The following is a 25,344-nucleotide window of genomic DNA, read 5'->3' as shown; positions in this document are numbered from 1 at the left end:
ACGTGTACGCTACATATTATTTTTAATCAAAATTCCGTCCATTGATGTTAGCAAAACAAGCTGAAAGATTAAATTTCTCATCTATTGTAAATAGAACGGAGTATCCAGATTTTATGGATATTCAAATAAAATCCTTCCAGGATTTTTTCCAGTTAGAAACAAAATCTGAAGAAAGAGGAGACGAAGGTCTATATAATACCTTTCTAGAAAACTTCCCAATAACAGACACCCGTAATCAATTTGTTTTAGAATTTTTAGATTACTTTATAGACCCACCTAGATATTCCATTGAAGAATGTATAGAAAGAGGACTAACTTACAGTGTTCCATTAAAAGCAAGGTTAAAACTTTACTGTACAGACCCTGAACATGAGGATTTCGAGACCATTGTTCAAGATGTGTACTTAGGGACAATACCTTATATGACACCTTCTGGTACTTTTTGTATCAACGGTGCAGAACGCGTAGTAGTTTCTCAATTACATCGTTCACCAGGTGTGTTCTTTGGTCAATCATTCCACGCAAATGGTACAAAATTATACTCTGCTAGAGTAATTCCATTTAAAGGTTCTTGGATAGAGTTTGCTACAGATATCAACTCTGTAATGTATGCTTACATTGATAGAAAGAAAAAATTACCTGTAACAACTTTATTTAGAGCTATAGGTTTTGAAAGAGATAAAGATATCTTAGAGATCTTCGATTTAGCAGAAGAAGTAAAAGTTTCAAAATCTGGACTTAAAAAAGTACTAGGACGTAAACTTGCTGCTCGTGTACTTAATACATGGCATGAAGATTTCGTAGATGAAGATACAGGAGAAGTTGTTTCTATCGAGCGTAACGAAATCGTTTTAGATCGTGATACCGTTTTAGAAAAAGATAATATAGAAGAAATTCTTGAAGCTAATGTAAAAACAATTCTTTTACATAAAGAAAGTGCGGAACAAGGAGATTATGCTATTATTCATAACACGCTTCAAAAAGACCCTACAAACTCTGAAAAAGAAGCTGTAGAACATATTTATAGACAACTACGTAATGCAGAGCCGCCAGATGAGGAGACTGCACGTGGTATTATTGATAAATTATTCTTTAGTGATCAACGCTACTCTTTAGGAGAAGTTGGACGTTATAGAATGAACAAGAAATTAGGTCTTGATATTGGAATGGACAAGCAAGTGCTTACCAAAGAAGATATCATTACTATCATTAAATATTTAATCGAGCTTATTAACTCTAAAGCAGAGATTGATGATATTGATCACTTATCTAACCGTCGTGTACGTACAGTTGGTGAGCAATTATCTCAACAATTTGGTGTTGGTTTAGCTCGTATGGCTCGTACTATTCGTGAGCGTATGAACGTTCGTGATAACGAGGTGTTTACTCCAATTGACTTAATTAATGCAAAGACATTGTCTTCTGTAATTAATTCTTTCTTTGGAACAAACCAACTTTCACAGTTTATGGACCAAACGAACCCTCTTGCAGAGATCACGCATAAGCGTCGTCTTTCGGCATTAGGACCAGGAGGTTTATCACGTGAAAGAGCAGGGTTCGAGGTACGTGACGTTCACTATACGCACTACGGAAGACTTTGTCCTATTGAAACACCAGAGGGACCAAACATTGGTCTTATTTCTTCACTTTCAGTATTTGCAAAAGTGAACTCTATGGGATTCATTGAAACTCCATATAGAAAAGTAACAGATGGTGTTGTAGACATTAAAAGTGAGCCAACATATTTAAGCGCAGAAGAAGAAGAAGATAAGTTAATTGCACAAGCAACTGTAAAAGTTGATGAAACAGGAAAAATACTTCACGATAGAGTAATTGCTCGTATGGAAGGTGATTTCCCTGTTATCGATCCTAAAGAGATTCACTATACAGATGTTGCACCAAACCAAATATCTTCTATTTCAGCTTCGTTAATTCCATTCTTAGAGCATGATGATGCCAACAGAGCCCTGATGGGATCTAACATGATGCGTCAAGCTGTACCATTATTACGCCCACAAGCTCCTATTGTAGGAACTGGTCTTGAGCGTCGTGTGGCTTCAGATTCACGTGTACTTATTAATGCAGAAGGAACAGGAGTTGTACAATATGTTGATGCAAATGAAATAGTAATTAAATATGACCGTACAGAAGATGAAGCTAAAGTAAGCTTCGACTCTGATACTAAAACATATCCTTTAACAAAATTCAGAAAAACAAACCAAGGTACAAGTATCAACTTGAAACCAATTGTTAAAAAAGGAGATAAAGTTAAAAAAGGACAAGTTTTAAGTGAAGGTTATGCTACTGAAAACGGAGAATTAGCATTAGGTAGAAACATGAAGGTTGCGTTTATGCCTTGGAAAGGGTATAACTTTGAGGATGCTATCGTAATTTCAGAAAAAGTAGTTCGTGAAGATATTTTTACATCTATTCATATTGATGAGTATTCATTAGAAGTAAGAGATACTAAGTTAGGTAATGAAGAATTAACTAATGATATCCCTAACGTTTCTGAAGAAGCTACAAAAGACTTAGATGAAAACGGAATGATTCGTGTTGGAGCAGAGGTAAAACCAGGTGATATCCTTATCGGAAAAATTACACCAAAAGGGGAATCAGATCCAACTCCAGAAGAAAAATTATTACGTGCAATCTTTGGAGATAAAGCTGGAGATGTAAAAGATGCTTCGTTAAAAGCTTCACCATCATTACACGGTGTTGTTATTAACAAGAAGTTATTCGCAAGAGCTATAAAAGACAAGCGTAAACGTGCACAAGACAAAGAAGATATTGCAAAATTAGAAGCATTATATCATACAAAGTTTGCAGAATTACAAGACGTGTTAGTTGAAAAACTTTTCGCTCTTGTTAACGGTAAAACTGCGCAAGGTGTATTTAACGATTTAGGTGAAGAAGTACTTCCAAAAGGAAAGAAATATACACTTAAAATGTTAAACGCTGTAGATGATTATACACACTTAACTTCTGGTACTTGGACAACAGATGACAAGACCAATAAGTTAGTTGCTGATTTAATTCACAACTATAAGATTAAAGAAAACGACTTACAAGGTTCATTAAGACGTGAGAAGTTTACTATTTCTGTAGGAGATGAATTACCTTCAGGAATCATCAAATTAGCAAAAGTATATGTTGCTAAAAAGCGTAAACTAAAAGTAGGTGATAAAATGGCAGGACGTCACGGTAACAAAGGTATTGTTGCCCGTATCGTTCGTCAAGAAGATATGCCTTTCTTAGAAGACGGAACTCCAGTGGATATCGTATTAAACCCACTTGGTGTACCTTCTCGTATGAACATTGGTCAGATCTATGAAACTGTATTAGGATGGGCTGGACAAAAATTAGGACGTACTTATGCTACGCCAATTTTTGATGGTGCTGAAATAGATGATATCAACGCACTTACAGATGAAGCAGGAATCCCAAGATATGGTCACACATATTTATATGATGGTGGTACAGGAGATCGTTTTGACCAACCAGCAACTGTTGGGGTTATCTATATGTTGAAACTAGGACATATGGTGGATGATAAAATGCACGCTCGTTCTATTGGACCATACTCACTTATTACACAACAACCTCTTGGTGGTAAAGCACAATTTGGAGGTCAACGTTTTGGTGAAATGGAGGTTTGGGCATTAGAAGCTTATGGTGCATCAGCAACATTAAGAGAAATATTGACAGTTAAATCTGATGATGTAATTGGTAGAGCTAAAACTTACGAAGCTATCGTAAAAGGTGAACCAATGCCAGATCCAGGATTACCTGAATCATTCAATGTATTAATGCATGAATTAAAAGGTTTAGGATTAGACATTAGATTAGAGGAATAATAAAAATAGTATGAAGTCGCAGTATTCTGTTCGTGTAAAATCAAACAAAATACTGAGACTGAGACTGAATACTAAAAGAAATGGCAAGAAAACAAGATAAGAACACAGTAAAGAGATTTAATAAAATCTCCATTGGTTTAGCTTCACCAGAATCTATTTTAGCAGAGTCTAGAGGTGAGGTTTTAAAGCCAGAAACTATCAATTATCGAACACATAAACCAGAACGTGACGGTTTATTCTGTGAGCGTATTTTTGGTCCTGTAAAGGATTACGAATGTGCTTGTGGTAAATATAAGCGTATTCGCTACAAGGGAATTGTATGTGATCGTTGTGGTGTAGAAGTAACAGAAAAGAAAGTACGTAGAGATAGAGTAGGACACATTAATTTAGTGGTTCCTGTAGCACATATCTGGTACTTCCGTTCGTTACCAAACAAAATTGGTTACCTTTTAGGTTTACCTTCTAAGAAATTAGATATGATTATTTACTACGAACGTTACGTAGTAATTCAACCAGGTATTGCTAAAGGAGTAGAAGGAGAACCATTACAAAAAATGGACTTCTTAACAGAAGAAGAATACTTAAATATTCTTGAAACGCTTCCACAAGACAACCAATATCTAGAAGATACAGACCCAAATAAGTTTATTGCTAAAATGGGAGCTGAGTGTATTATAGATTTATTAGCTAGAATAGACTTAGAATCTTTATCTTATGAGTTACGTCATAAAGCAAATACCGAAACGTCTAAACAACGTAAAACGGAAGCTTTAAAACGTTTACAAGTAGTTGAAGCTCTTAGAGAGTCTAATGAAAATAGAGAGAATCGTCCAGAATGGATGGTACTTAAAGTTATTCCTATTATTCCGCCAGAATTACGTCCACTAGTGCCACTAGATGGAGGTCGTTTTGCAACTTCAGATTTAAATGACTTATACCGTCGTGTAATTATTAGAAACAACCGTCTTAAGAGATTAGTTGAAATAAAAGCACCAGAAGTTATTTTACGTAATGAGAAACGTATGTTACAAGAGTCTGTAGATTCTTTATTAGATAACACACGTAAATCATCTGCAGTAAAAACAGATTCTAACAGACCACTTAAATCTTTATCAGATTCGCTTAAAGGTAAGCAAGGACGTTTCCGTCAAAACTTACTTGGTAAGCGTGTTGATTATTCTGCTCGTTCTGTAATTGTTGTAGGACCAGAATTAAAATTATTCGAGTGTGGTTTACCAAAAAATATGGCTGCCGAGCTGTACAAACCTTTTGTAATTAGAAAATTAATTGAAAGAGGTATTGTAAAAACAGTTAAGTCTGCCAAAAAGATTATAGATAAAAGAGAGCCAGTAGTATGGGATATCTTAGAAAACGTGATAAAAGGACATCCAGTTCTTTTAAACCGTGCCCCTACATTACACAGGCTTGGTATACAAGCTTTCCAACCAAAATTAATTGAAGGGAAAGCAATTCAATTACACCCATTAGTGTGTACTGCATTTAACGCCGATTTCGATGGAGATCAAATGGCGGTGCATTTACCATTAGGGCCAGAAGCTATTTTAGAGTGTCAACTATTAATGTTAGGTTCTCATAATATCTTAAACCCTGCTAATGGTTCACCAGTAGCTGTACCTTCTCAAGATATGGTACTTGGTCTTTATTATATGACTAAGTTACGTAAATCTACAGATACAGTAAAAGTAAAAGGTGAAGGTTTAACTTTCTATTCTGCAGAAGAAGTAACAATAGCTTACAACGAAAAACGTGTAGACTTAAACGCTTCTATTAAAGTAAGAGCGAAAGACTTAAACGAAGATGGAGAATTAGTAACAAAAATTATAGAAACTACTGTTGGACGTGTAATCTTTAACGAGAAAGTACCAGAAGCAGCAGGATTTATAAACGAAGTATTAACTAAAAAATCACTTAGAAACATTATCGGTGATATTTTAAAAGTTACTTCTGTACCAGAAACTGGAGCTTTCTTAGATGAAATCAAAAGTTTAGGTTATAATTACGCATTTAAAGGTGGATTATCTTTCAGTTTAGGAGATATTATTATCCCACCAGAAAAGCAGGCTATGATCGACAAAGCGAATGGCTTAGTTGAAGGTATTTCTGCTAACTATAACATGGGACTTATAACAAACAACGAACGTTATAACCAAGTTATTGATATTTGGACTTCAACAAACGCAGAATTGACAGAATTGTCTATGAAACGTATCCGTGAAGACCAACAAGGATTCAACTCGGTATATATGATGCTTGATTCTGGTGCGCGTGGATCTAAAGAACAGATTCGTCAGTTAACCGGTATGCGTGGATTAATGGCTAAGCCTAAAAAATCTACAGCAGGTGGTGGAGAAATTATTGAAAATCCAATTCTTTCTAACTTTAAAGAAGGTCTTTCAATTTTAGAATACTTTATCTCTACTCACGGTGCTCGTAAAGGTCTTGCCGATACAGCACTTAAAACTGCCGATGCAGGATACCTAACTCGTCGTTTAGTAGATGTATCTCAAGATGTAATTGTAAATACAGAAGACTGTGGTACTTTAAGAGGTGTAGAAATTACTGCACTTAAAAAGAATGATGAAGAAGTTGAAAGCTTAAAAGAAAGAATTGAAGGTCGTATTTCATTAAACGATATATACAATCCTTTAACAGATGAGTTAATTGTTGCTGCAAACGAAATGATTACAGACGAAATTGCAAAAACAATTGAAAACTCACCTATAGATAAAGTAGAAGCTCGTTCACCATTAAGTTGTGAAGCTAAAAAAGGAATCTGTGCTAAATGTTACGGAAGAAACTTAGCTACCGGTAAGATGGTACAAAGAGGTGAAGCAGTAGGAGTTGTGGCAGCACAATCAATTGGAGAGCCTGGTACACAGTTAACACTACGTACTTTCCACGTGGGAGGTATTGCAGGAAACATTTCAGAAGATAATAAACTTGCTGTTAAATTTGACGGTATTGCAGAAATCGATGAATTGAAAACGGTACAAGGTGTTGATAACGAAGGTAACCCAGTAGATGTTGTTATCTCTCGTACATCTGAACTTCGTTTAGTGGATGAGAAAACAGGAATCACTTTAAGTACTAACAATATTCCTTACGGATCGTTTATCTACATTAAGAGTGGAGATAAAATGAAGAAAGGAGATGTAGCTTGTAAGTGGGATCCATATAACGGTGTAATTATTTCTGAATTCGCAGGAAAAGTAAGATATGAAAATATCGAACAAGGTGTTACTTATCAAGTAGAAATTGATGAGCAAACAGGATTCCAAGAAAAAGTAATTTCAGAATCTAGAAATAAGAAACTTATACCAACCCTTCACGTTGAAGATTCTAAAGGAGAAGTAATGCGTTCTTACAACTTACCAGTTGGAGCACACATTATGATTGACGATGGTGAAAAAGTTAATATTGGTAAAGTATTAGTTAAGATACCACGTAAATCTGCTAAATCTGGGGATATTACAGGAGGTTTACCTCGTGTAACAGAGTTATTTGAAGCTCGTAACCCTTCAAACCCTGCAGTAGTAAGTGCTATTGATGGTGTTGTATCTTTTGGAAAAATCAAGAGAGGTAATCGTGAGATTATTGTAGAGTCTAAATTAGGAGACGTTAAAAAATACTTAGTTAAATTATCAAGCCAGATTCTTGTTCAAGAAAATGACTTTATTAAAGCTGGTATGCCATTATCTGATGGTTCTATTACTCCTAACGATATTTTAAATATCAAAGGACCTTCTGCAGTACAACAATACTTAGTAAACGAAGTACAAGAAGTATATCGTTTACAAGGGGTGAAGATTAACGATAAGCACTTCGAGGTTGTTGTAAGACAAATGATGCGTAAAGTTAGAATTATTGATTCTGGTGATACAATCTTCTTAGAAGACCAACTAGTACATAAAGCAGATTTTATTGAAGAAAATGACGAAATTTTCGGAATGAAAGTAGTTGAAAATGCTGGTGATTCTGCAACATTAAAAGAAGGACAAATCATTACAACTAGACAGTTAAGAGACGAAAACTCTATATTACGTCGTGAAGATAAAGCTTTAGTAGAAGCTAGAGACGCAAGACCAGCAACTGCTACACCTATCTTACAAGGTATTACAAGAGCTTCGTTACAAACTAAATCATTTATATCTGCAGCTTCCTTCCAGGAAACTACAAAAGTGTTAAATGAGGCAGCTGTAGCTGGTAAGATTGATACTTTAGAAGGACTTAAAGAAAATGTAATTGTAGGACACAGAATTCCAGCAGGAACAGGAATGCGTACATACGATAACATTTTAGTAGGTTCTAAAGCAGAGTTTGATCAAATGATGCAAAACAAAGAAGAAGTGAATTATAATTAAGCTAGAATTTCTAGTTTAACCTGAAATTTCAGGATCTCTTTAAGGAGATAATTATAAATATATGAAAGAATCCTGCACTAGCAGGATTCTTTGTTTAAAAGAATAACTAATAAGACTTTCGTTTCTACGGAAGCATAAATAAGAATATAATGGCAGAAGATAAAAACAAGAAAAAACCCGGACAAATTAATATTGAGTTAGACGAAAAAGTAGCAGAAGGCACTTATTCTAACCTAGCAATAATTAATCACTCCGTTTCAGAATTTGTAGTAGACTTTGTTAGTATTATGCCTGGAACACCAAAAAGTAAGGTGAAATCTAGAATAATTTTAACGCCACAACACGCTAAGCGTTTAATGAAAGCTTTAAGCGATAACGTAGCAAAGTTTGAAAATGCACATGGTGAAATCAAAGATTATGAGCAACCTCCAATACCTTTGAATTTCGGACCAACTGGAGAAGCTTAATTTTCTAGCTTAAAAACTAATTTGCTTTTTGTATTAGAGGTGCTCAAAATATTTTTTTATGAGCAACCTCCAATTCCGTTAAACTTCGGACCAACCGGAGAAGCTTAAAATAGAAGTAAAAAAAATCCCTTTATAAAATTTATAAAGGGATTTTTTTATAAATAGCCAAAATCTAGCTAATAGTTTTTTTACTTTAATGAAAAGTGATTTATAAATTAAGTTTATTTATTTAGATGATAATTATAACTTAAATTGATAGCGTCTAGAAAAACGAATTATTTACAGTTGCTTTTTAGCGACTTACAGAGATCGCATATGTAATATGACTAAAAAGTTTTAAAATACTTTAAAACACTCTTAAATGAGGTTTTATTCTAATTAAACTCACTTACAAAGTGAAATTTTAAGCTTGGATATTTTTGTTGCGTCATTTGTAATGAAAAAGCAGAATCTGCTAAAAATACTAATTGACCTCTTTTATCTTTTGCAAGAAAACGTTGTTTTACTCTTAAAAAATCCTTGTATTCTTCGCTTTTTTCGTCTTCCGCTTCAATCCAACATGCTTTAAAAACATTTAAGTTTTCATAAGTACATTTAGCACCATATTCATGCTCTAATCTATACTGAATTACTTCATATTGTAAAGCTCCAACGGTTCCTATTACCTTTCTTCCGTTAAGTTCTAGTGTGAACAACTGGGCAACTCCTTCATCCATGAGCTGGTCAATACCTTTGTATAACTGCTTTGATTTTAATGGGTCTGCATTATTAATATATCTAAAGTGTTCTGGAGAGAAACTAGGAACTCCCTTATAATTTAGTATTTCGCCTTCTGTTAAAGTATCACCAATTTTAAAGGTTCCAGTGTCTTGTAAGCCTACAATATCTCCAGGATAAGAGATGTCAACTATCTCTTTTTTTTCTGCAAAGAAGGCATTCGGGCTCGAAAATTTTACCTTTTTATTGTGTCTAACATGTAGGTAGGTGGTGTTACGCTTAAATTCTCCAGAAACTATTTTTATAAATGCCAATCGATTTCTATGATTAGGGTCCATATTGGCATGAATTTTAAAAACAAAACCAGTAAAATCTTTTTCATCAGGCTGAACTAAACGCTCTTCACTTTGCTTAGGTCTAGGTTTTGGGGCTATCTCTATAAAACAATCTAATAATTCTCTTACACCAAAACTATTTAATGCAGAACCAAAAAATACAGGTTGCAAACTGCCATCTAAATACTCCTTATTATCAAAACTTGGGTAAATCCCTTCTACTAGTTCTATTTCCTCACGAAGTGTTTCAGCTGCTTTGTCACCTATTAATTTATTTAGTTCCGTAGAGTTTAAATCCGAAATTTCAATAGTTTCTTCAATATTTTTACGGCTATCTCCGCTAAATAAATTTATGTTTTTCTCCCAAATATTATAAATTCCTTTAAAGTCATACCCCATACCTATAGGGAAACTTAATGGTGCTACACGCAAACCTAATTTTTGCTCAATTTCATCTAACAATTCAAAGGCATCTTTACCTTCTCGATCCATTTTGTTTATAAATACAATCATTGGTATGTCTCGCATACGGCAAACTTCTACTAGTTTTTCCGTTTGTTCTTCGACTCCTTTAGCAACGTCAATAACAACAATAACACTATCTACAGCGGTTAGCGTTCTAAACGTATCTTCAGCAAAATCCTTATGTCCTGGCGTATCTAAAATGTTGATTTTTATACCGTCATATTCAAAAGCTAAAACAGAAGTCGCTACACTAATCCCACGCTGGCGTTCAATTTCCATAAAATCACTCGTCGCGCCCTTTTTTATTTTATTGCTTTTTACAGCTCCCGCTTCTTGAATAGCACCACCAAATAAAAGTAATTTTTCGGTTAATGTTGTTTTACCGGCATCGGGGTGAGCAATAATACCAAAGGTTCGTCGTCTGTTGATTTCGTCTTGAAATTTCATAATTATAAATTTCGGCAAATATAATGCAGTAATTCTGAAATCTCTAAAGTAGCTTGGATTTCTTTCGTGTGTTAAGCTTTAGGTTTGAATTGTTTTGATTTTATCCCAATAAATAGCGTTTTGACGAATAGTTTATATCAAAATTTATTTGAAAAATGGTTTATTAAGTAAATCAGTTATATTTGTGACTTAAGCCTCTCAACTAAAAGAATATAGCCTATGAATACCATACTACTTGCAACTAAAAATATCAATTATAAATGTTCACAACATCTTATAATTTTTCTAAGTATCTGTTTTATGTTCACCTCTAGTTTACATGCACAATTTAATACTTATGGCTTTGCTGCTTATACTATAAATGAAAATGCACCATATCAAGTATACACGAGTACCAACCCAAGTACGAGTGGAGGTAATACTTGGATCTATATTGGTAATTTAAATAATGGTTCGGACGACCTTCCAGGTAGAGCGAGAGATTGTATTGTGATAGGAGATAATTTGTACGTTGTATACAATGATCCAAATAATAATGAATCCGGGGTATATATCTATGATTTAACAGTCCTTCAGCAGGGGTGCAACCCCTGGGAATCGGTCTTTTTGGTTCTCTTAACGATGGTAGGGTAGTTGAAAAAGTAAATGGTATTACTAGGACTGAAGATAATATTTACTATGGTGTTAGCGGAAATGATTTTATTTTTGCATTCGATATTACTACTGGACAAATTGTGCCCGATGCCTTTGGAGGTAACGATCATATAGATTTAGTGATGGCACCCGGTTCTACCAATTTTACTATTGGGACTAACGAAGATATGGGCTATAATACATGTGAAGATAAAGTTTATATTTCTGCCAGTTTTGGCGGGGGTGGGAATGGTGATGATTGGGTGGCTAGTGTAGATTTAACAAATGGTCAGGTTACACCAGAATTTGCAACTAAACTAGATTCAGATGGTTTAGCATTTGATAGTGATGGTAATTTATTTACATCAAATAGAGGGAATTTTTATTATTTTAACGGTACTGAGTTAATTAAAATTGATCAAGTAACTTCAACAAATATAGCTTTAGAAAGCTTAGGTTTTGTCCTCGATGCTGCACCAGTAGCCCATGATGATAGTTTAGAAGGGGTATATTGTGCTTCAGAAACTGTTGTAATAAATCCCTTAGAAAATGATGTGGATTTTGAAAACAATTTAGATCCAACCACAGTTCAAGTATCTAACGTGCCAACAGGAGTTGCTGCTAGTGTAAATACGGTAAACGGAGAGATATCACTAACTTTTACCCCAGGGTTTTCCGGGGATATTCAATTTAATTATACAGTAAAAGATACAAAGATTGGTAATTGTGATATAGCAGAACCAAGCAATATGGCTACAATTAGTTTGAGTGTAAATACGGGAACTGATACAGATGGTGATGGTATTGTAGATAGTTGTGATTTAGATAATGATAATGATGGAATTTTGGATATAGATGAGTGCCCTTTTGTTGATAGCGGTAAAGATGGCGCGTATAAAGGAACCGAATATACTATGAATATAACAAGTCCAAATCGATTAGATCATACCGCAAATCACATTTTGGAAAGTATTGAAGTAGAAGGCGGTACTTATAATTATTTTATAGTACCAGATGTTTATGTGTCTTCATTCAGTGGTGTAAACTCTAATGGTAAAGTATATATAACAGATCATGGAACTCAAATAAACGACTATAATAATAATCCTAATTTTGACAATAATGCTTTACCTGCATTCCAAAGTGCAGATTTAAATTTATATCATTCTTTAGACGGAAAAAACTACACACAAGATAGTTATACAGTGAGTTATAATAATCCTATTGTTTCCAACAGAGATATTTTTATTGCAGTGACCGAAAGAACAAGGAATAACCGTTATTTTATTGAAGCTTTAGATAGCGATAATAATGTGTTAGGAAATTTGACAGTTATCCCTGGCGATTATGTTAATACGAATCATAAGGTGCATCCCTCTGGTGCAGGGTTTGTTTTCGTAGGACTTTTTCAAATTGATGATTTGGCTCCGGTAGGTTCTGAGATTAGCGCATTGCGAGTGTCGTTTACAAGTGCTGCTACATCAGATGGTCCAGATGGTAAAATTCTTATTTTCGGGGATTTTGCTAAAATTTCTTGTGATACCGATTTAGATGGTATTCCAGATTATTTAGATACCGATTCTGATAATGATGGCTGTTTTGATGCTTTAGAAGCAGCAGGGAACATTACTACAGGTCAATTGGATACTAATGGTATGATAACGGGTAATGTAGATGAAAATGGAGTTCCTATAGCAGTCAGTGGCGGACAAAGCACAACAGCTGCGGTTACCATAAACGAAAAAGTGACCATAAGTAGTATTACTTCTGATGTTAGTGGAGCTATTTGCTCTGGAACAACTATTACCTATATAGCAAACGCAACAGGAACACGAGTTACCGATTTTTCAACAACCCCATATACTACGGAAGCTTTAGATCCTTCGGAAATAAATTACCAATGGTACGAAAGTACAGATGGCGGTACAACCTTTACTATTTTAAGCGGAAAAACAAATAACACCTTAACTTTATCAAATGTTCAGGTGGCAGCCCCTGTTACGCAGTATAAGGTGCTAGCATCATCTGCCAACAATAGTTGTGGTACAGAAGATACAACAAGCTTAACGGTGGTAAATGAGGCTGATTTAAGCTTGGAGAAAACGGTTTATGCCGATCAAAATGCTACTGGTGCAGAGATTACACAGGCCAATATAGGTGATACTATTTACTACAAAATTGTACTGACTAACAATGGACCTTGTGACGCAACGGCTTCAGTAAAAGATGTACTGCCTGCAGGAGTGAGTTATATAGCAACAAGTTCTACTGTACCCGCAAGTACTAGCTTTGCGGTTGATGAACCTTCTAATATAGGAATGTGGAACAATATTACCGTAACGAGTGGAAGCACACAGACGCTAGTAATAGCAGTGCTCATAGGACCAAATTGTGGAGATATTACCAATTTTGCAGAAGTGGAAACAAGTAGTAGGCAAGACCCTAATTCAACACCAGGAAATAACCAGTAAAAGCTACTTTGATGATAAATACAGTCTTTTAGGTGACTTTATCTGTTTAGTTTTTAATTATTTACCTTAGAATATATAAAATAGACCGGTATATTAGCAATGAAAAATGCACTTAAACGATTATTATTATTATTAATTAACGAATTTATTGTGTTTTCTATGTTTAATAAATGATTTTTGTGATACATTATGTGTAAAATAATTTAATTAATAGCAAAAAAATTACATTATATCTCAATCAAATTATAGTGCAAGTCAAGTAAAGACCTTATGTTTAATGGTATTATGGCTTGCTGTTTGTTCTAAAATTCAGCTAGTGTTTTATAGGTTTTTAATCTACAACAATGGTTAATAGATGTAATGTTCTCTTATAGCTTATAAAGGCTTCCTATTTGAGAGGTACCTTTGTCGTTTTTTGCTATTTCTATTTTATTTTAAGTAAACCGAGGTTAATATGACAGATGTCATATTTTAACGTAGCGTTTATTTGTAAATTGATTAGAATAACTAGTATGAAAATAAATATGAATACCCCAAACCCTACTAATACCATGAAAATGGTGCTGACTTTTATGCTTTGTGTCTTTTTGAGTATGGGCTCTGTTGTAGCTCAAGAGGCCTTTGCGGTTTCGGTGTATAGTTCAACAAATATTGAAAATCCTGAATATGCTTTAGGTGCTCCCGACTCGAGTCAGGCTGAAATGACTACTAATAATAATAGTGAAATTATTTTAAAGCTCGGTGGTACAGTTAAGCCGGGTACAAATATCATATTCAGATTTAGAAGTGATAATAATGGAAATGGTAATGGGTTTGGTTTTATCAACGCATCAACTTCGCCAACTTTTTCGTCAACTAACGCTATCAGCGTAAATGACCCGTCCTGAATAAAGGCTACATAATTTTAAACATTATGTATAGAAATGACAAAGTAATTAGACGGTATTCAGAACCCTTTAAACTGAAAATTTTAGCCGAACTTACAACCGGAAAACACACAAAGAGCGAACTTTGTAAACTCTACTCTATTGCACCTACAAAAGTCAATGAGTGGATTAAAAAGTACAATCGTAAAGACTTAATGAACACCAGAGTAAAAGTGGAAACTAAAGACGAAATATCTCGAATTAAAGCCTTGCAAAAGGAAATAGAACAGCTTAAAAAACTGTTACTTAAAAAGGATCTGGATACCATGGTATTGGATTCTTATCTGGAAGTAGCAGCTGAAGATCTAGGCTACAAATCTGTTGCAGAGCTAAAAAAAAAGCTAAGTATAAAGCCTTAATCAAAGCGAAAGAGAAATCTAAGGGATTTGCTTCTTTAACGACTATAACTCATTGTTTCGGACTTAAACGGGATGCGTATTATAAATACAAATCTAGAGCTGATAAGCGTATAAAACTGGAACAACAGATTATAAACATCGTTAGAAAAAGGCGCAAATCCCTTCCTAGAGAAGGCGTAAGAAAACTTGTAAAATCATTAGATGTAGACTTTACTAAAGCCAATATTAAGGTCGGTAGAGATACGCTGTTTAATATTCTTAGAAAATATAAAATGCTAGCACTTAGAAAGAAAACCAGTGCCAGAACAACAAACTCGTATCATCGTTTTTATAAGTATAACAACATTATAAAAGACTTAGAAGTTACTAGAGCTAACCAAGTTTGGGTGAGTGATATAACCTACATAAGAACCGTAAAAGGCTTTTGCTACCTGGCTTTAATAACCGATATGCATTCTAGAAAAATAGTGGGTTATGACCTTAGTGATAGCTTGGAACTAAAAGGTTGTGTGAGAGCCCTTAATAAGGCTATTTATCAAGCTGAAAATATTAAACAACTCATTCATCATTCAGACAGAGGAATACAGTATTGCAGCAATGTATACACACAAATATTGAAAAGAAAGAAAATAGATATTAGTATGACAGAAGAAAATCATTGTTACGAAAATGCAATGGCAGAACGTGTAAATGGCATCTTAAAAGACGAATTTTATCTCGACCAAACCTTTGATAACGTGGCTCACGCTAAGAGAGCAGCAAAAAATGCAATTAATTTATACAACGAAATAAGATTACACTTATCTTTAAACTTTAAAACACCAAATATGGTATATAAATTATCAGCGTAAATTCAATTTTAACCTGTAGCCATATTTCAGGACAAGACAATCCCTTTAATTATAACCATGTTTGTAGCTGTTTTTATAGTTCATATTGCTGACGATTTTGGTAGAATGGAAAAAGCATTGATTTACGGAGTTGGTTATCTGACTTTATTTTTCACTGGCGCGGGTAAATACTCTGTAGATTATTATCTGAAAAACAGGAAGAATGTAGCCAATCAATAAAAATAGATTGTAAAATGATCATACTCCTCTATAATTTATGTGTTAGTTTAGAATAAAAATAAAAGAAGTCTTGTTTTGAGGAAGGCTTCTTAGTCACAGAAGAATTACGAGTATAAGCACAAGATTTATTTAAGACTTTTATTATGAAAATCAAACATATTGTTTACGCTGTATTTATTTTTGGGATACTTGCGTTAGTTGCCTACAGAATCATTAGTAATAATGAAGAAAACAATGTAGGACAAAAAGCTGGAACACGTACCGTTAAAACTGTGACAGGACTTGTAGTTAGCCCTGAAAAATTTACAGACAAGCTTTCGCTTTCCGGAACACTTGAAGCCAATGAGCAAGTTGAAATTCGCAGTGAAATAAATGGTGTGGTAGAAGCTATTAACTTTGAAGAAGGAGCTGAGGTTTCCAAAGGTCAAGTGCTGTTAAGAGTAAACGATACAGAAATTCGTGCACAACTTTCACAAGTTACTACTGCACAGCAATTGGCTTCGGAAAATGAACGTAGAGCAAGGTTGTTATTAGAAAAACAAGCCATAAGTCAAGAGGAATACGATATTGCCAGTGCCGATTTTAAAAGTGCAAAAGCGCAATCGCAGCTTATCTCTGCCCAATTAAAGAAGGCAAGCATTAGAGCTCCGTTTTCTGGCACCATTGGTTTAAGAAATATTTCAAAAGGCGCCTATATTACTCCGACTACACCCATAGCTACTTTAGTAAACTTAGATCAGTTGAAAATAACATTCAGTATCCCTGAAAAATATGCCAATAGAATGCAAGTGAATAATGAACTTTCGTTTAGTGTTTCAGGATCTAAAGCGGTGTACAAAGCTAAGATTTATGCTGTAGAACCTATGATAGATTTAACTACAAGAACATTAAAAGTGCGTGCTATTGCTGATAATCCTGAAAGAGCATTGTATCCAGGAATGTTTGCAAACGTTAAGCTTCCTTTAGAGACGGTAGATGATGCCATAATGGTTCCTACAGAAGCTTTAATTCCTATTCAAAATGGTAAAGTTATTTTTATTTTAAAAGATGGAAAGGCGTATCAAATAGAAGTAGAAACAAGTTCTCGTACGGATAAAGATGTTCGTGTTACTTCTGGCTTAAAGGTAGGAGATACTATTCTTACTTCTGGGGTTATGGCTCTTAAAGATGGTGCTCCTGTTAACGTAGAATTTGAGAAATCTCACAAATCCACCGGAACAAAATGAATATATCAACCCTAAGCATAAAGCGACCTGTTCTTGCTATAGTAATGAACATTGCGTTAATTCTCTTTGGTGTTATTGGCTACACTTACCTTGGTGTACGTGAATTCCCATCCATTGATCCAGCAATTATTTCTGTCTCTACCACTTATTCTGGAGCTAACGCAGATATCATTGAGTCACAGATTACAGAACCACTTGAAAAATCTATTAATTCCATTGATGGTATTAGGAATATTTCTTCGTCAAGTAATCAAGGTTCTAGTCGTATTAATATAGAATTCCATTTAGACAAAGATTTAGAAGCCGCAGCAAACGATGTACGCGACAAGGTTTCACAAGCTATACGAAGGCTTCCGGACGATATTGATGCACCTCCTGTAGTTTCAAAAGCCGACGCAGACTCTGAACCCATCATAGTAATGACCGTTCAAAGCGATAATAGAGATGTTTTAGAACTTTCTGATTATGTTGAAAACGTTATTGCCACAAGACTTCAAACTATTCCTGGTGTAAGTAGTATTCAAGTTTGGGGAGATCGCTTGTATGCGATGCGACTATGGATTGACCCTGCTAAATTGGCTGCATATGGCGTAACCGTAGCAGATGTAAGAAATGCGCTGCTTGCTCAAAACGTGGAGCTTCCCTCAGGAAAACTAACAGGTGCCAATACAGAACTGACGGTAAAAACTATAGGAAACCTTTCCACCGAAGAAGAATTTAACAACATCATCATATTGGCTGACGAGGAGCGAGTAGTTAGAATGAGCGATGTAGGAAGGGCACGTTTAGAGGCTGACAATATGGAGACCAAACTATCTGATAGTGGTCAACCTATGGTTGCAACAGCCATTGTGCCGCAACCAGGGACCAATTATGTGGATATTGCAGATGCATTTTATATTGAATATGAAAAGCTTAAAAAAGACTTGCCTTCAGATTTTATATTGAATATTTCAAGAGATAACACCTTATTTATAAAAAGTGCCATAGTAGAAGTTGTAGAAACGCTTGTTATTGCCATTATACTTGTAATTATAGTTATATACCTTTTCTTTAGAAATTGGTCTATAGCCTTACGACCGCTTATTGATATACCCGTATCGCTGATTGCTACCTTTTTTATAATGTGGCTTTTTGGCTACAGTATCAATGTGCTAACACTTTTAGCCATTGTACTCGCCACAGGTTTGGTGGTGGATGATGGTATTGTTGTTACCGAAAACATTTATAAAAAAGTAGAAGAAGGAATGTCGCCTATTGAGGCGGCTGTAAAAGGATCTAAAGAAATTTTCTTCGCCATTATTTCAATATCCGTTACACTAGCTGCTGTATTTCTACCCGTTATATTTTTAGAAGGATTTGTGGGAAGATTATTTCGTGAGTTTGGTGTGGTACTCGCCACCGCTGTCATGGTGTCTGCCTTTGTTTCGCTTACGTTAACCCCTATGTTAAATGCGTATTTAATGCGTCCTGGCAAACAGAAGCAAGGTAAATTTTATAAAGTTACAGAACGCTATTTCGAAAAGATGAATACGGGTTATGCCGATAATTTGCGACATTTTATAAAAAAGAAATGGTTGAGTTACCCTATTTTATTGGTGTGTATTGCGATGATAGGCCTTTTCTATACCCTACTAAAAAAAGAAACGGCACCTTATGATGACCGCAGTTATATAAGAGCTTCGGTTACAGGGCCGGAAGGCGCCTCGTACGATTATATGGATCGTTATATGACGGAGCTAACTAATTTAATAAATGATTCTATTCCCGAGAAACAGGTTAGTTTAATAATAACATCTCCCGGTTTTGGTTCTGGAGCGGTAAATAGTGGTCGTGCCATTATAACATTGGTTGACCCTTCCGAAAGAGATAAAAGTCAGCACGAAATTGCCGCCGATTTAACCAATTGGACTCGTGATTTCACAAATGCTCGGGTAAGTGTATCTGAAACACCTACTATTTCTGTAAGCAGACGAGGAGGTATGCCCATTCAGTTTATCATTCAAGCGCAGAATTTCGAAAAATTGCGTGAAAAGATACCAGCATTTATGGAAGCTGTTGAAAAGGACCCTACATTTTCAAATAGTGATGTGAATTTAAAATTCAATAAGCCAGAAGTGTATGTGACTATTGATCGAGAAAAAACACAAAGTTTAGGCGTTTCTGTATTAGATGTTGCACAAACATTGCAATTGTCATTAAGTGGACAGCGTTTTGGTTACTTTTTAATGAATGGCAAGCAATATCAAGTCCTGGGTCAATTTGATAAAGCAGATAGAAGTGCGCCAATGGACTTAACGGCAATGTATGTTAAAAATGACAAAGGTCAATTGATACAATTAGACAATCTTGTAACAACGGAAGAGCAGAGCAGTCCACCTCAATTATATCATAATAATCGTTATATGAGTGCTACAGTTTCTGCTGCCTTGTCCCCAGGAAAAAGTATAAGTGACGGTATAGAAGCCATGGAGGCTATAAGTGGCAATGTGTTGGATGACACTTTTACCACAGATTTAGGAGGAGAGTCTCGTGATTTTGTGGAAAGTAGTAGTAACACCCTTTTTGCTTTTGGTTTGGCTTTGCTACTTATCTTTTTGATTTTAGCAGCTCAGTTTGAAAGTTTTATAGACCCATTTATAATAATTCTTACCGTACCAATGGCTGTTGCTGGCGCTGTATTTTCCTTGTGGCTTTTTGGTCAGACTTGGAACATTTTTAGTCAGATTGGTACTATAATGCTAATAGGTTTAGTAACCAAAAACGGTATTCTTATCTTAGAATTTGCGAACCAGCTTCGCGAAGACGGTATGGCAAAAAGGGAAGCCATATTAAAGGCATCAGAATCACGATTGAGACCTATTTTAATGACCACTTTGACTGTTGCTTTAGGGGCATTGCCCATAGCCTTGTCTTTAGGAGAAGCATCGACAAGTAGAATGGGAATGGGGGTTGTGATTGTAGGAGGAACAATGTTTTCATTAATTCTTACTCTATTTGTGATTCCTGCATTGTATTTAATGTGGTCAAGAGAAAAGTTACACCGCCCAGAATTTGATAAAATCGAAAAATATGAAACAGAAAGCCTTACATAAACTTATTGTATTAGTTCTTGCATTTGTAGGTTTAAATGCGTTGGCACAGGAAAAAGAAATTCTTTCGGTAAACGAAGCCGTATCGATTGCACTCGAAAATAATTACCAAATAAAGATGGTGTCTAATGAGTTGGAAATAGATGAAGCTTTGGTAAGTCCAGGTTTTGCAGGTATGTTACCTAGCGTAAACGCCATTGCGAATACTAATAAGAACTATCAGAATGTGACTCAAACACGTTCTGATGGCTCCAGTCTCTCGCAGGATAATGCACAAAATTATAATTTGAATTATGGTGTAGAGTTAGATTGGACCCTTTTTGATGGTTTAAAGATGTTTGCACGGTACGACCAATTAAAAGAAGTTAAAAAGCTAGGAGAAGCCGAACTGCAACAAGCTGTTTTGAGTACGGTAGGCGATGTTATGATTACATATTATAATTTGGTTCAACAGAAAAGGCAGCTTAAGGCTTTAGATAGCACCTTGGTCATTTCACGACAAAGAGTAGCATTGGCGAACAATCGTTTCCGTATAGGGAAAGCTTCAAAATTAGAACTCTTGAATGCACAAGTGGATGAAAATACAGATCAAACTCAATATTTCAGGCAACAAGAACAGTTTAAGAATACCAAAACCCGTTTAAACGAAATTATGGGTAGGGATATAAAAACTGAGTTTAGCGTTATTGATTTAATTGTCATAGATAAGGGTTTAAATCTTAATAGGTTAGAAGAAGCGACAAAATTACAAAACCCACAATTAGTTGCACAAGTAATAAATAAAAGGATTGCGGAACTAGAACTAAAACAAGTCAAAGGCGACCGGCTGCCTATAATTAGTGCGCAGGCGGGTTATTTATTTAACGAATCGGCATCTGAATTAGGATTTTCGACCAGTAATGAAGCACGCGGTTTTAATATTGGACTTTCTGCTAGGCTAAACATATTTAATGGTTTCAACCAAAAACGAAACGAACAAATAGCAAAGCTTCAAATAGAGAATTCTGAATTGTTACTAGAACAACAAACGCAGAACCTGATGAGGCAACTATTGACAGCTTATCAAAGGTATCAAACAAATTTAAATTTAATGGAACTAGAAATACGCAATGAGGATATTGCCAAGGAAAACTTAGATATTACTATTGCAAAATATAAAATAGGTACCATTCCTACTATAGAGTTTAGAGCTGCACAGCTTAATTATATTAATGCAGTGGTTCGTTCCAGTAATGCTGCATACGAAGCAAAGCTTTCGGAAATAACCTTGAAAGAATTAGCAGGAATTTTAGATTTATAACAACAACCTAAATGTTTTTATATCAGGCTATACTTTTTATTGCTACACGTTTTAATAAAAGTAGTGTTATCTGCTTTTTAACCTGAACAGCTATTACAACAAAAGAAGGTAGTTTTTGTGTTTCTGAAAGCTTGTTTGATACGTTTTTAGTAGGGTATTATGAGATGTATTAAGCAGGGGTTACACTTGCTTGATAAGCGTGGTCACTATTCCTATAATAAAGTCTTTTAATAAAACCTTTGTCTTCTGTTGCTTTTGTGTGTATATAGTTTTTGTTTTCTGTCTATTAGCCAGGCCATATTTTTATTCCCTTTTAATTGTTGGGTTGTAGTTTCTACTTTTTTTCTTCACGTAATATTTTCTCCATTTTACGACCTCTAGCCAATTCATCTATAAGCTTTTCCATACGCCTGCATTGTTTGTACACTTCAAATTCATCTTCTATTTCTTCTATTCGATACCCACAAACGACTCCTTTAATCATGTGTGCATTCGGATGTATTTTGGCTTTTTGAAAGAAGGTTCTAAAGGTAGCTTTGTCTTCTATAAGTGTTTGTAAATCATTATTATTAAACCCAGTAAACCATTCTATTACTTGATTTAGTTCATCTTTGGTTCTTCCATTTTTCTCTAATCTATTCAGGTAAAGAGGATAAATAGTTGCAAATATCATATTAGCAACCTTTTCATTTTTCTCGTCTGTAACTTTCATTTTATTAAGATTTGATTGATGCTAGTAACTTCTTAAATCCTCATGTGTTTTTCTGCAATTTATATCTGCTTTTTTGGGATAGGAGTTTCTAGCTTTTTAGATGTGTAATTTAATAAAAAAACTAATAGTAGGATGGTTCATAGTGGGCAGATATAGAGGTCTTTTTTTGTTTGTTAATGGAGTTATGTGTTTCGAAATCAGTGTATATGTGTGCGATTCTCAAAAAAATATCCGATATTTATTGAATATCAATATACTATAAAAGACTAATTATATGGAAGGATTTGACATTTTAAACTTATTTATAGTCCTATTCGCGGCTTGGGGGGCAGGCGCATTAATTAACCGTATTGGTTATCCAGCAATTTTAGGAGAGCTTTTAGTTGGTGTGATAATTGGTCCCTCTTTACTTGGGCTTGTAGATACTTCAAGTACTTTAGTTATTATTTCTGAAGCAGGTGTTATTCTGCTAATGGCTTATATAGGCATGGAAATAAATTTTAAAGATTTAGGCAAAGCTTCTTGGGCAGGGCTTCTAGCTGCGATTGGTGGTTTTGTAGTACCTTTTGGTTTGGGGTATTATGTGGTAACTTTAAGTGGAGGAAGCAGTATGGCGGGTCTTTTTGTAGGTATTGCAGTTGGAGTTACCTCTTTAGCAACCAAGAGTAGGATTCTTGTTGATCTTGGGCTATTAGACACCCGCATTGCTTATGTTTTAATGGCAGGAGCTTTAATTTCTGATACCTTGGCATTAATCATTTTTGCGGGATTATCTAGTTTTATTGATGCTGGAGCTGTAAATATGGCTGAAATATTGTTTATAGCTATTAAAATCATCCTGTTTTTTGCTTTTGCTACTGCTTTTGGTCTTTACGTACTTCCTAGGATTGGCAAATGGATGTCTGGCAGGAATATAGAAAACCGAACCACCTATTTTACTTTATTACTTCTTATTGTTTTTGGTCTTTCGGAGTTGGCAGAGCTTGTAGGTTTACATGGTATTTTAGGTGCATTTGTAGCTGGTGTATTTATAAAGGACGGTGTATTTCATGATAAAATAACTAAAGACATTACACGTGTTTTTCATGATGTGTCTATAGGATTTATGGCACCAATATTTTTTGTTACCGCTGGTTTTCATGTTACTTTAGATGTTTTTAAAACAGATTTACAGCTTTTATTATTAATCGTTGGAGTTGCCTTTGCTGGTAAAATACTAGGTACGGTTTTATTTTATTTACCTAGTGGCAATGGTTGGCGAGAAGGATTGGCTGTTGGGACCGGAATGAATGGGCGAGGAGCTGTAGAAATTGTTATTGCGGGTATTGGTTTACAGAAAGGTATTATTAGTCAGGAAATTTTTTCCATTCTTGTTTTTATGGCTATTTTGACAACACTTTCAGTTCCGGTTCTTTTAACTTGGACAACAAATTGGTTAAAAAAGCGTGGTGAATTGGTTAAGCAATTCTCTAGACAAGGTTATGTAATTTTAGGAGCGAATCCGTTGGCTTTAGTGTTAGGGAAACATTTAGCAGAGACAAACAAGGTAATTTTTATAGATGCTAACAAAAGCATTTGTGAAGAAGCTAAGAGCCAGGGGTTTGACTGTATTCATGGTAATATTTTAGAAGAATCTACCCTCAATGAAGCTGGTATAAAAGATTTTAGAACGTTTATAGCTCTAACTGTAAATAATGAAATAAACCTTCTGGCCTCTCAGTTTGTTTATGATACTTTATTTATTCCTGAAAAGTTTATTGTGATTTCTAGAAATAAAGGGGAGGGGGGTAGTATTAACCTATTAAGTTCGGTATCAGCTTCTACTTTATTTTCTAGTAAAGTGGATATACAGCCCTGGATTCAAAAAATACAAGATTCTAACTATAGAGAAGTTGCAATAAGCATGAGTCAAAAAACTGATACACGCGATTGGGTTAAATCTCAAGACTCTGAGAGCAAGCCCCTATTACCATTGGTTATTGTAGATAGATCTGGTTTGAAACGTCCGTTTAGGTATAATGATTTTATTGATGCGGGTGAAAAAGTCATCTATATCGAGTAGTTTATCATTTTATATGATGGGGTGTATATTATTTGTGAAGGATAAGGGTTGATTTAAGCTTATGAATATGTTTTCTTATATAATGCAACTATTTTTAAGTGCTTCGGCTGTGTTTTGGATAGATTATGTATGCGGGTAGTTATAGTAGTATCTTAGTGAAAAAATAATATATTTTACTTGATTTTTTGTCACAGTACTTTGTTGGCAACTGGCTTTTATTAGTCGTAGATTCTAATTATTTCTCCATTTCCTTTTCCGTTTACACTTCTTACATATCCGTTAATTACTTTTTTCATTGGTATCGGATTGTGCCCTGGAAAATAGTCTTTGTACTTTTCGTATGCATCTTCGACCATTCCAGAAGAAACGACATTTACTCTAATTCCGTTTTCAATTTCAAGTGCAACAGCTTTTACAAAACTATGTATTCCGCCATTTACCATTGAGGCACTTGTTGTTTTTACAACTGGGTCGTCTGCTAAAATTCCTGTGGATAAAGTAATTGAACCATTTGAATTTAAATAATTCTGTCCAATACGTACAAGATTAACTTGTCCCATTAGTTTACTTTTTAGTCCGATATAATAATCGTCTTCAGAAAGTTTATTGAAATTGTCCCATTTAGCTTCTCCTGCGATACAAATTATAGCGTCCACTTTACCAATTTTCTCGAACATTGATTGTATTGAATTACTATCCGCAATATCAACAGTCACGTCTCCATTGGTTCGTCCAGCTATTAAAATTTCGTTCTTTTGTTTAAAATGTGAAACAACAGTTTTTCCTATTGTTCCGTTTCCTCCAATTATTAAAATTCTCATTG

General features: G+C 34.8%; 15 protein-coding genes. 12 read left to right on the top strand and 3 right to left on the bottom strand.

The window, feature by feature from the left end; all coding sequences use genetic code 11:
- Window positions 1–44: 44 nt before the first annotated feature.
- The 3 genes from rpoB to DU428_RS12715 all read left to right on the top strand — a co-directional run bounded on the left by rpoB (window position 45) and on the right by DU428_RS12715 (window position 8,706).
- Window positions 45–3,857: a DNA-directed RNA polymerase subunit beta gene (rpoB, locus tag DU428_RS12725; RefSeq protein ID WP_072353020.1), complete on the top strand. Its 3,813-nt coding sequence runs from the start codon at window positions 45–47 to the stop codon at window positions 3,855–3,857.
- Between the two features lie 80 nt (window positions 3,858–3,937).
- Complete coding sequence (rpoC, locus tag DU428_RS12720) at window positions 3,938–8,239, top strand: DNA-directed RNA polymerase subunit beta' (RefSeq protein ID WP_113966707.1); 4,302 nt, start codon at window positions 3,938–3,940, stop codon at window positions 8,237–8,239.
- 149 nt (window positions 8,240–8,388) lie between these two features.
- Complete coding sequence (locus DU428_RS12715; protein WP_072353022.1) at window positions 8,389–8,706, top strand: DUF3467 domain-containing protein; 318 nt, start codon at window positions 8,389–8,391, stop codon at window positions 8,704–8,706.
- 374 nt (window positions 8,707–9,080) lie between these two features.
- On the opposite strand, the gene DU428_RS12710 is transcribed toward DU428_RS12715, so the two are convergent.
- Window positions 9,081–10,670: a peptide chain release factor 3 gene (locus DU428_RS12710; protein WP_072353023.1), complete on the bottom strand. Its 1,590-nt coding sequence runs from the start codon at window positions 10,668–10,670 to the stop codon at window positions 9,081–9,083.
- A gap of 581 nt (window positions 10,671–11,251) precedes the next feature.
- Here DU428_RS12710 and DU428_RS12700 point away from each other — a divergent pair.
- The 8 genes from DU428_RS12700 to DU428_RS12665 all read left to right on the top strand — a co-directional run bounded on the left by DU428_RS12700 (window position 11,252) and on the right by DU428_RS12665 (window position 21,747).
- The gene (locus DU428_RS12700) at window positions 11,252–13,774 is read left to right on the top strand and encodes a DUF11 domain-containing protein (protein WP_123796524.1); all 2,523 of its coding nucleotides are present in this window, start codon (window positions 11,252–11,254) and stop codon (window positions 13,772–13,774) included.
- Window positions 13,775–14,286: 512 nt separating this feature from the next.
- Window positions 14,287–14,661 carry a hypothetical protein gene (locus tag DU428_RS12695; protein ID WP_072353025.1) on the top strand — a complete coding sequence of 125 codons (375 nt, stop codon included), beginning with the start codon at window positions 14,287–14,289 and terminating at the stop codon, window positions 14,659–14,661.
- 26 nt (window positions 14,662–14,687) lie between these two features.
- Window positions 14,688–15,059, top strand: a complete 372-nt coding sequence (locus tag DU428_RS12690) for a transposase (RefSeq protein WP_113966710.1) — start codon at window positions 14,688–14,690, stop codon at window positions 15,057–15,059.
- Complete coding sequence (locus tag DU428_RS12685) at window positions 15,017–15,910, top strand: IS3 family transposase (protein WP_113966711.1); 894 nt, start codon at window positions 15,017–15,019, stop codon at window positions 15,908–15,910. The genes DU428_RS12690 and DU428_RS12685 overlap by 43 nt, the downstream gene beginning before the upstream one ends.
- A 57-nt stretch (window positions 15,911–15,967) precedes the next feature.
- The gene (locus DU428_RS12680) at window positions 15,968–16,129 is read left to right on the top strand and encodes a DoxX family protein (RefSeq protein ID WP_113966712.1); all 162 of its coding nucleotides are present in this window, start codon (window positions 15,968–15,970) and stop codon (window positions 16,127–16,129) included.
- A 143-nt stretch (window positions 16,130–16,272) separates the two neighbouring features.
- A complete protein-coding gene (locus DU428_RS12675) occupies window positions 16,273–17,355 on the top strand; it encodes an efflux RND transporter periplasmic adaptor subunit (protein WP_113966713.1) in 1,083 nt (360 codons plus the stop codon).
- Window positions 17,352–20,450: an efflux RND transporter permease subunit gene (locus DU428_RS12670; RefSeq protein ID WP_113966714.1), complete on the top strand. Its 3,099-nt coding sequence runs from the start codon at window positions 17,352–17,354 to the stop codon at window positions 20,448–20,450. Before DU428_RS12675 ends, DU428_RS12670 begins: the two co-directional genes overlap by 4 nt.
- A complete protein-coding gene (locus DU428_RS12665) occupies window positions 20,428–21,747 on the top strand; it encodes a TolC family protein (protein ID WP_113966715.1) in 1,320 nt (439 codons plus the stop codon). The genes DU428_RS12670 and DU428_RS12665 overlap by 23 nt, the downstream gene beginning before the upstream one ends.
- Before the next feature lie 334 nt (window positions 21,748–22,081).
- Here DU428_RS12665 and DU428_RS12660 read toward each other — a convergent pair whose 3' ends face one another.
- Window positions 22,082–22,459, bottom strand: a complete 378-nt coding sequence (locus DU428_RS12660) for a DUF2200 domain-containing protein (RefSeq protein ID WP_113966716.1) — start codon at window positions 22,457–22,459, stop codon at window positions 22,082–22,084.
- Window positions 22,460–22,733: 274 nt separating this feature from the next.
- On the opposite strand from DU428_RS12660, the gene DU428_RS12655 reads away from it, so the two are divergent.
- The gene (locus tag DU428_RS12655; RefSeq protein ID WP_113966717.1) at window positions 22,734–24,521 is read left to right on the top strand and encodes a cation:proton antiporter; all 1,788 of its coding nucleotides are present in this window, start codon (window positions 22,734–22,736) and stop codon (window positions 24,519–24,521) included.
- A 218-nt stretch (window positions 24,522–24,739) separates the two neighbouring features.
- Here DU428_RS12655 and DU428_RS12650 read toward each other — a convergent pair whose 3' ends face one another.
- Entirely contained in the window at window positions 24,740–25,342 is a 603-nt protein-coding gene (locus tag DU428_RS12650; RefSeq protein WP_113966718.1) for a short chain dehydrogenase, read from the bottom strand.
- Window positions 25,343–25,344 lie beyond the last annotated feature (2 nt).

Source organism: Oceanihabitans sediminis (assembly GCF_003337215.1).
GTDB lineage: Bacteria > Bacteroidota > Bacteroidia > Flavobacteriales > Flavobacteriaceae > Oceanihabitans > Oceanihabitans sediminis.
The sequence above is the reverse complement of the archived record's forward strand: the minus strand, read 5'-3'. Positions and strand labels throughout refer to the sequence as shown.

What these genes read in the sequence shown, in the direction of transcription:
- DU428_RS12675 (WP_113966713.1), top strand. Translation starts at nt 16,273, where the DNA reads ATGAAAATCAAACATATTGTTTACGCTGTATTTATTTTTGGGATACTT.
- DU428_RS12690 (WP_113966710.1), top strand. Translation starts at nt 14,688, where the DNA reads ATGTATAGAAATGACAAAGTAATTAGACGGTATTCAGAACCCTTTAAA.
- DU428_RS12665 (WP_113966715.1), top strand. Translation starts at nt 20,428, where the DNA reads ATGAAACAGAAAGCCTTACATAAACTTATTGTATTAGTTCTTGCATTT.
- rpoB (WP_072353020.1), top strand. Translation starts at nt 45, where the DNA reads ATGTTAGCAAAACAAGCTGAAAGATTAAATTTCTCATCTATTGTAAAT.
- DU428_RS12670 (WP_113966714.1), top strand. Translation starts at nt 17,352, where the DNA reads ATGAATATATCAACCCTAAGCATAAAGCGACCTGTTCTTGCTATAGTA.
- DU428_RS12715 (WP_072353022.1), top strand. Translation starts at nt 8,389, where the DNA reads ATGGCAGAAGATAAAAACAAGAAAAAACCCGGACAAATTAATATTGAG.
- DU428_RS12655 (WP_113966717.1), top strand. Translation starts at nt 22,734, where the DNA reads ATGGAAGGATTTGACATTTTAAACTTATTTATAGTCCTATTCGCGGCT.
- DU428_RS12695 (WP_072353025.1), top strand. Translation starts at nt 14,287, where the DNA reads ATGAAAATAAATATGAATACCCCAAACCCTACTAATACCATGAAAATG.
- DU428_RS12680 (WP_113966712.1), top strand. Translation starts at nt 15,968, where the DNA reads ATGTTTGTAGCTGTTTTTATAGTTCATATTGCTGACGATTTTGGTAGA.
- DU428_RS12650 (WP_113966718.1), bottom strand. Translation starts at nt 25,342, where the DNA reads ATGAGAATTTTAATAATTGGAGGAAACGGAACAATAGGAAAAACTGTT.
- DU428_RS12710 (WP_072353023.1), bottom strand. Translation starts at nt 10,670, where the DNA reads ATGAAATTTCAAGACGAAATCAACAGACGACGAACCTTTGGTATTATT.
- DU428_RS12660 (WP_113966716.1), bottom strand. Translation starts at nt 22,459, where the DNA reads ATGAAAGTTACAGACGAGAAAAATGAAAAGGTTGCTAATATGATATTT.
- rpoC (WP_113966707.1), top strand. Translation starts at nt 3,938, where the DNA reads ATGGCAAGAAAACAAGATAAGAACACAGTAAAGAGATTTAATAAAATC.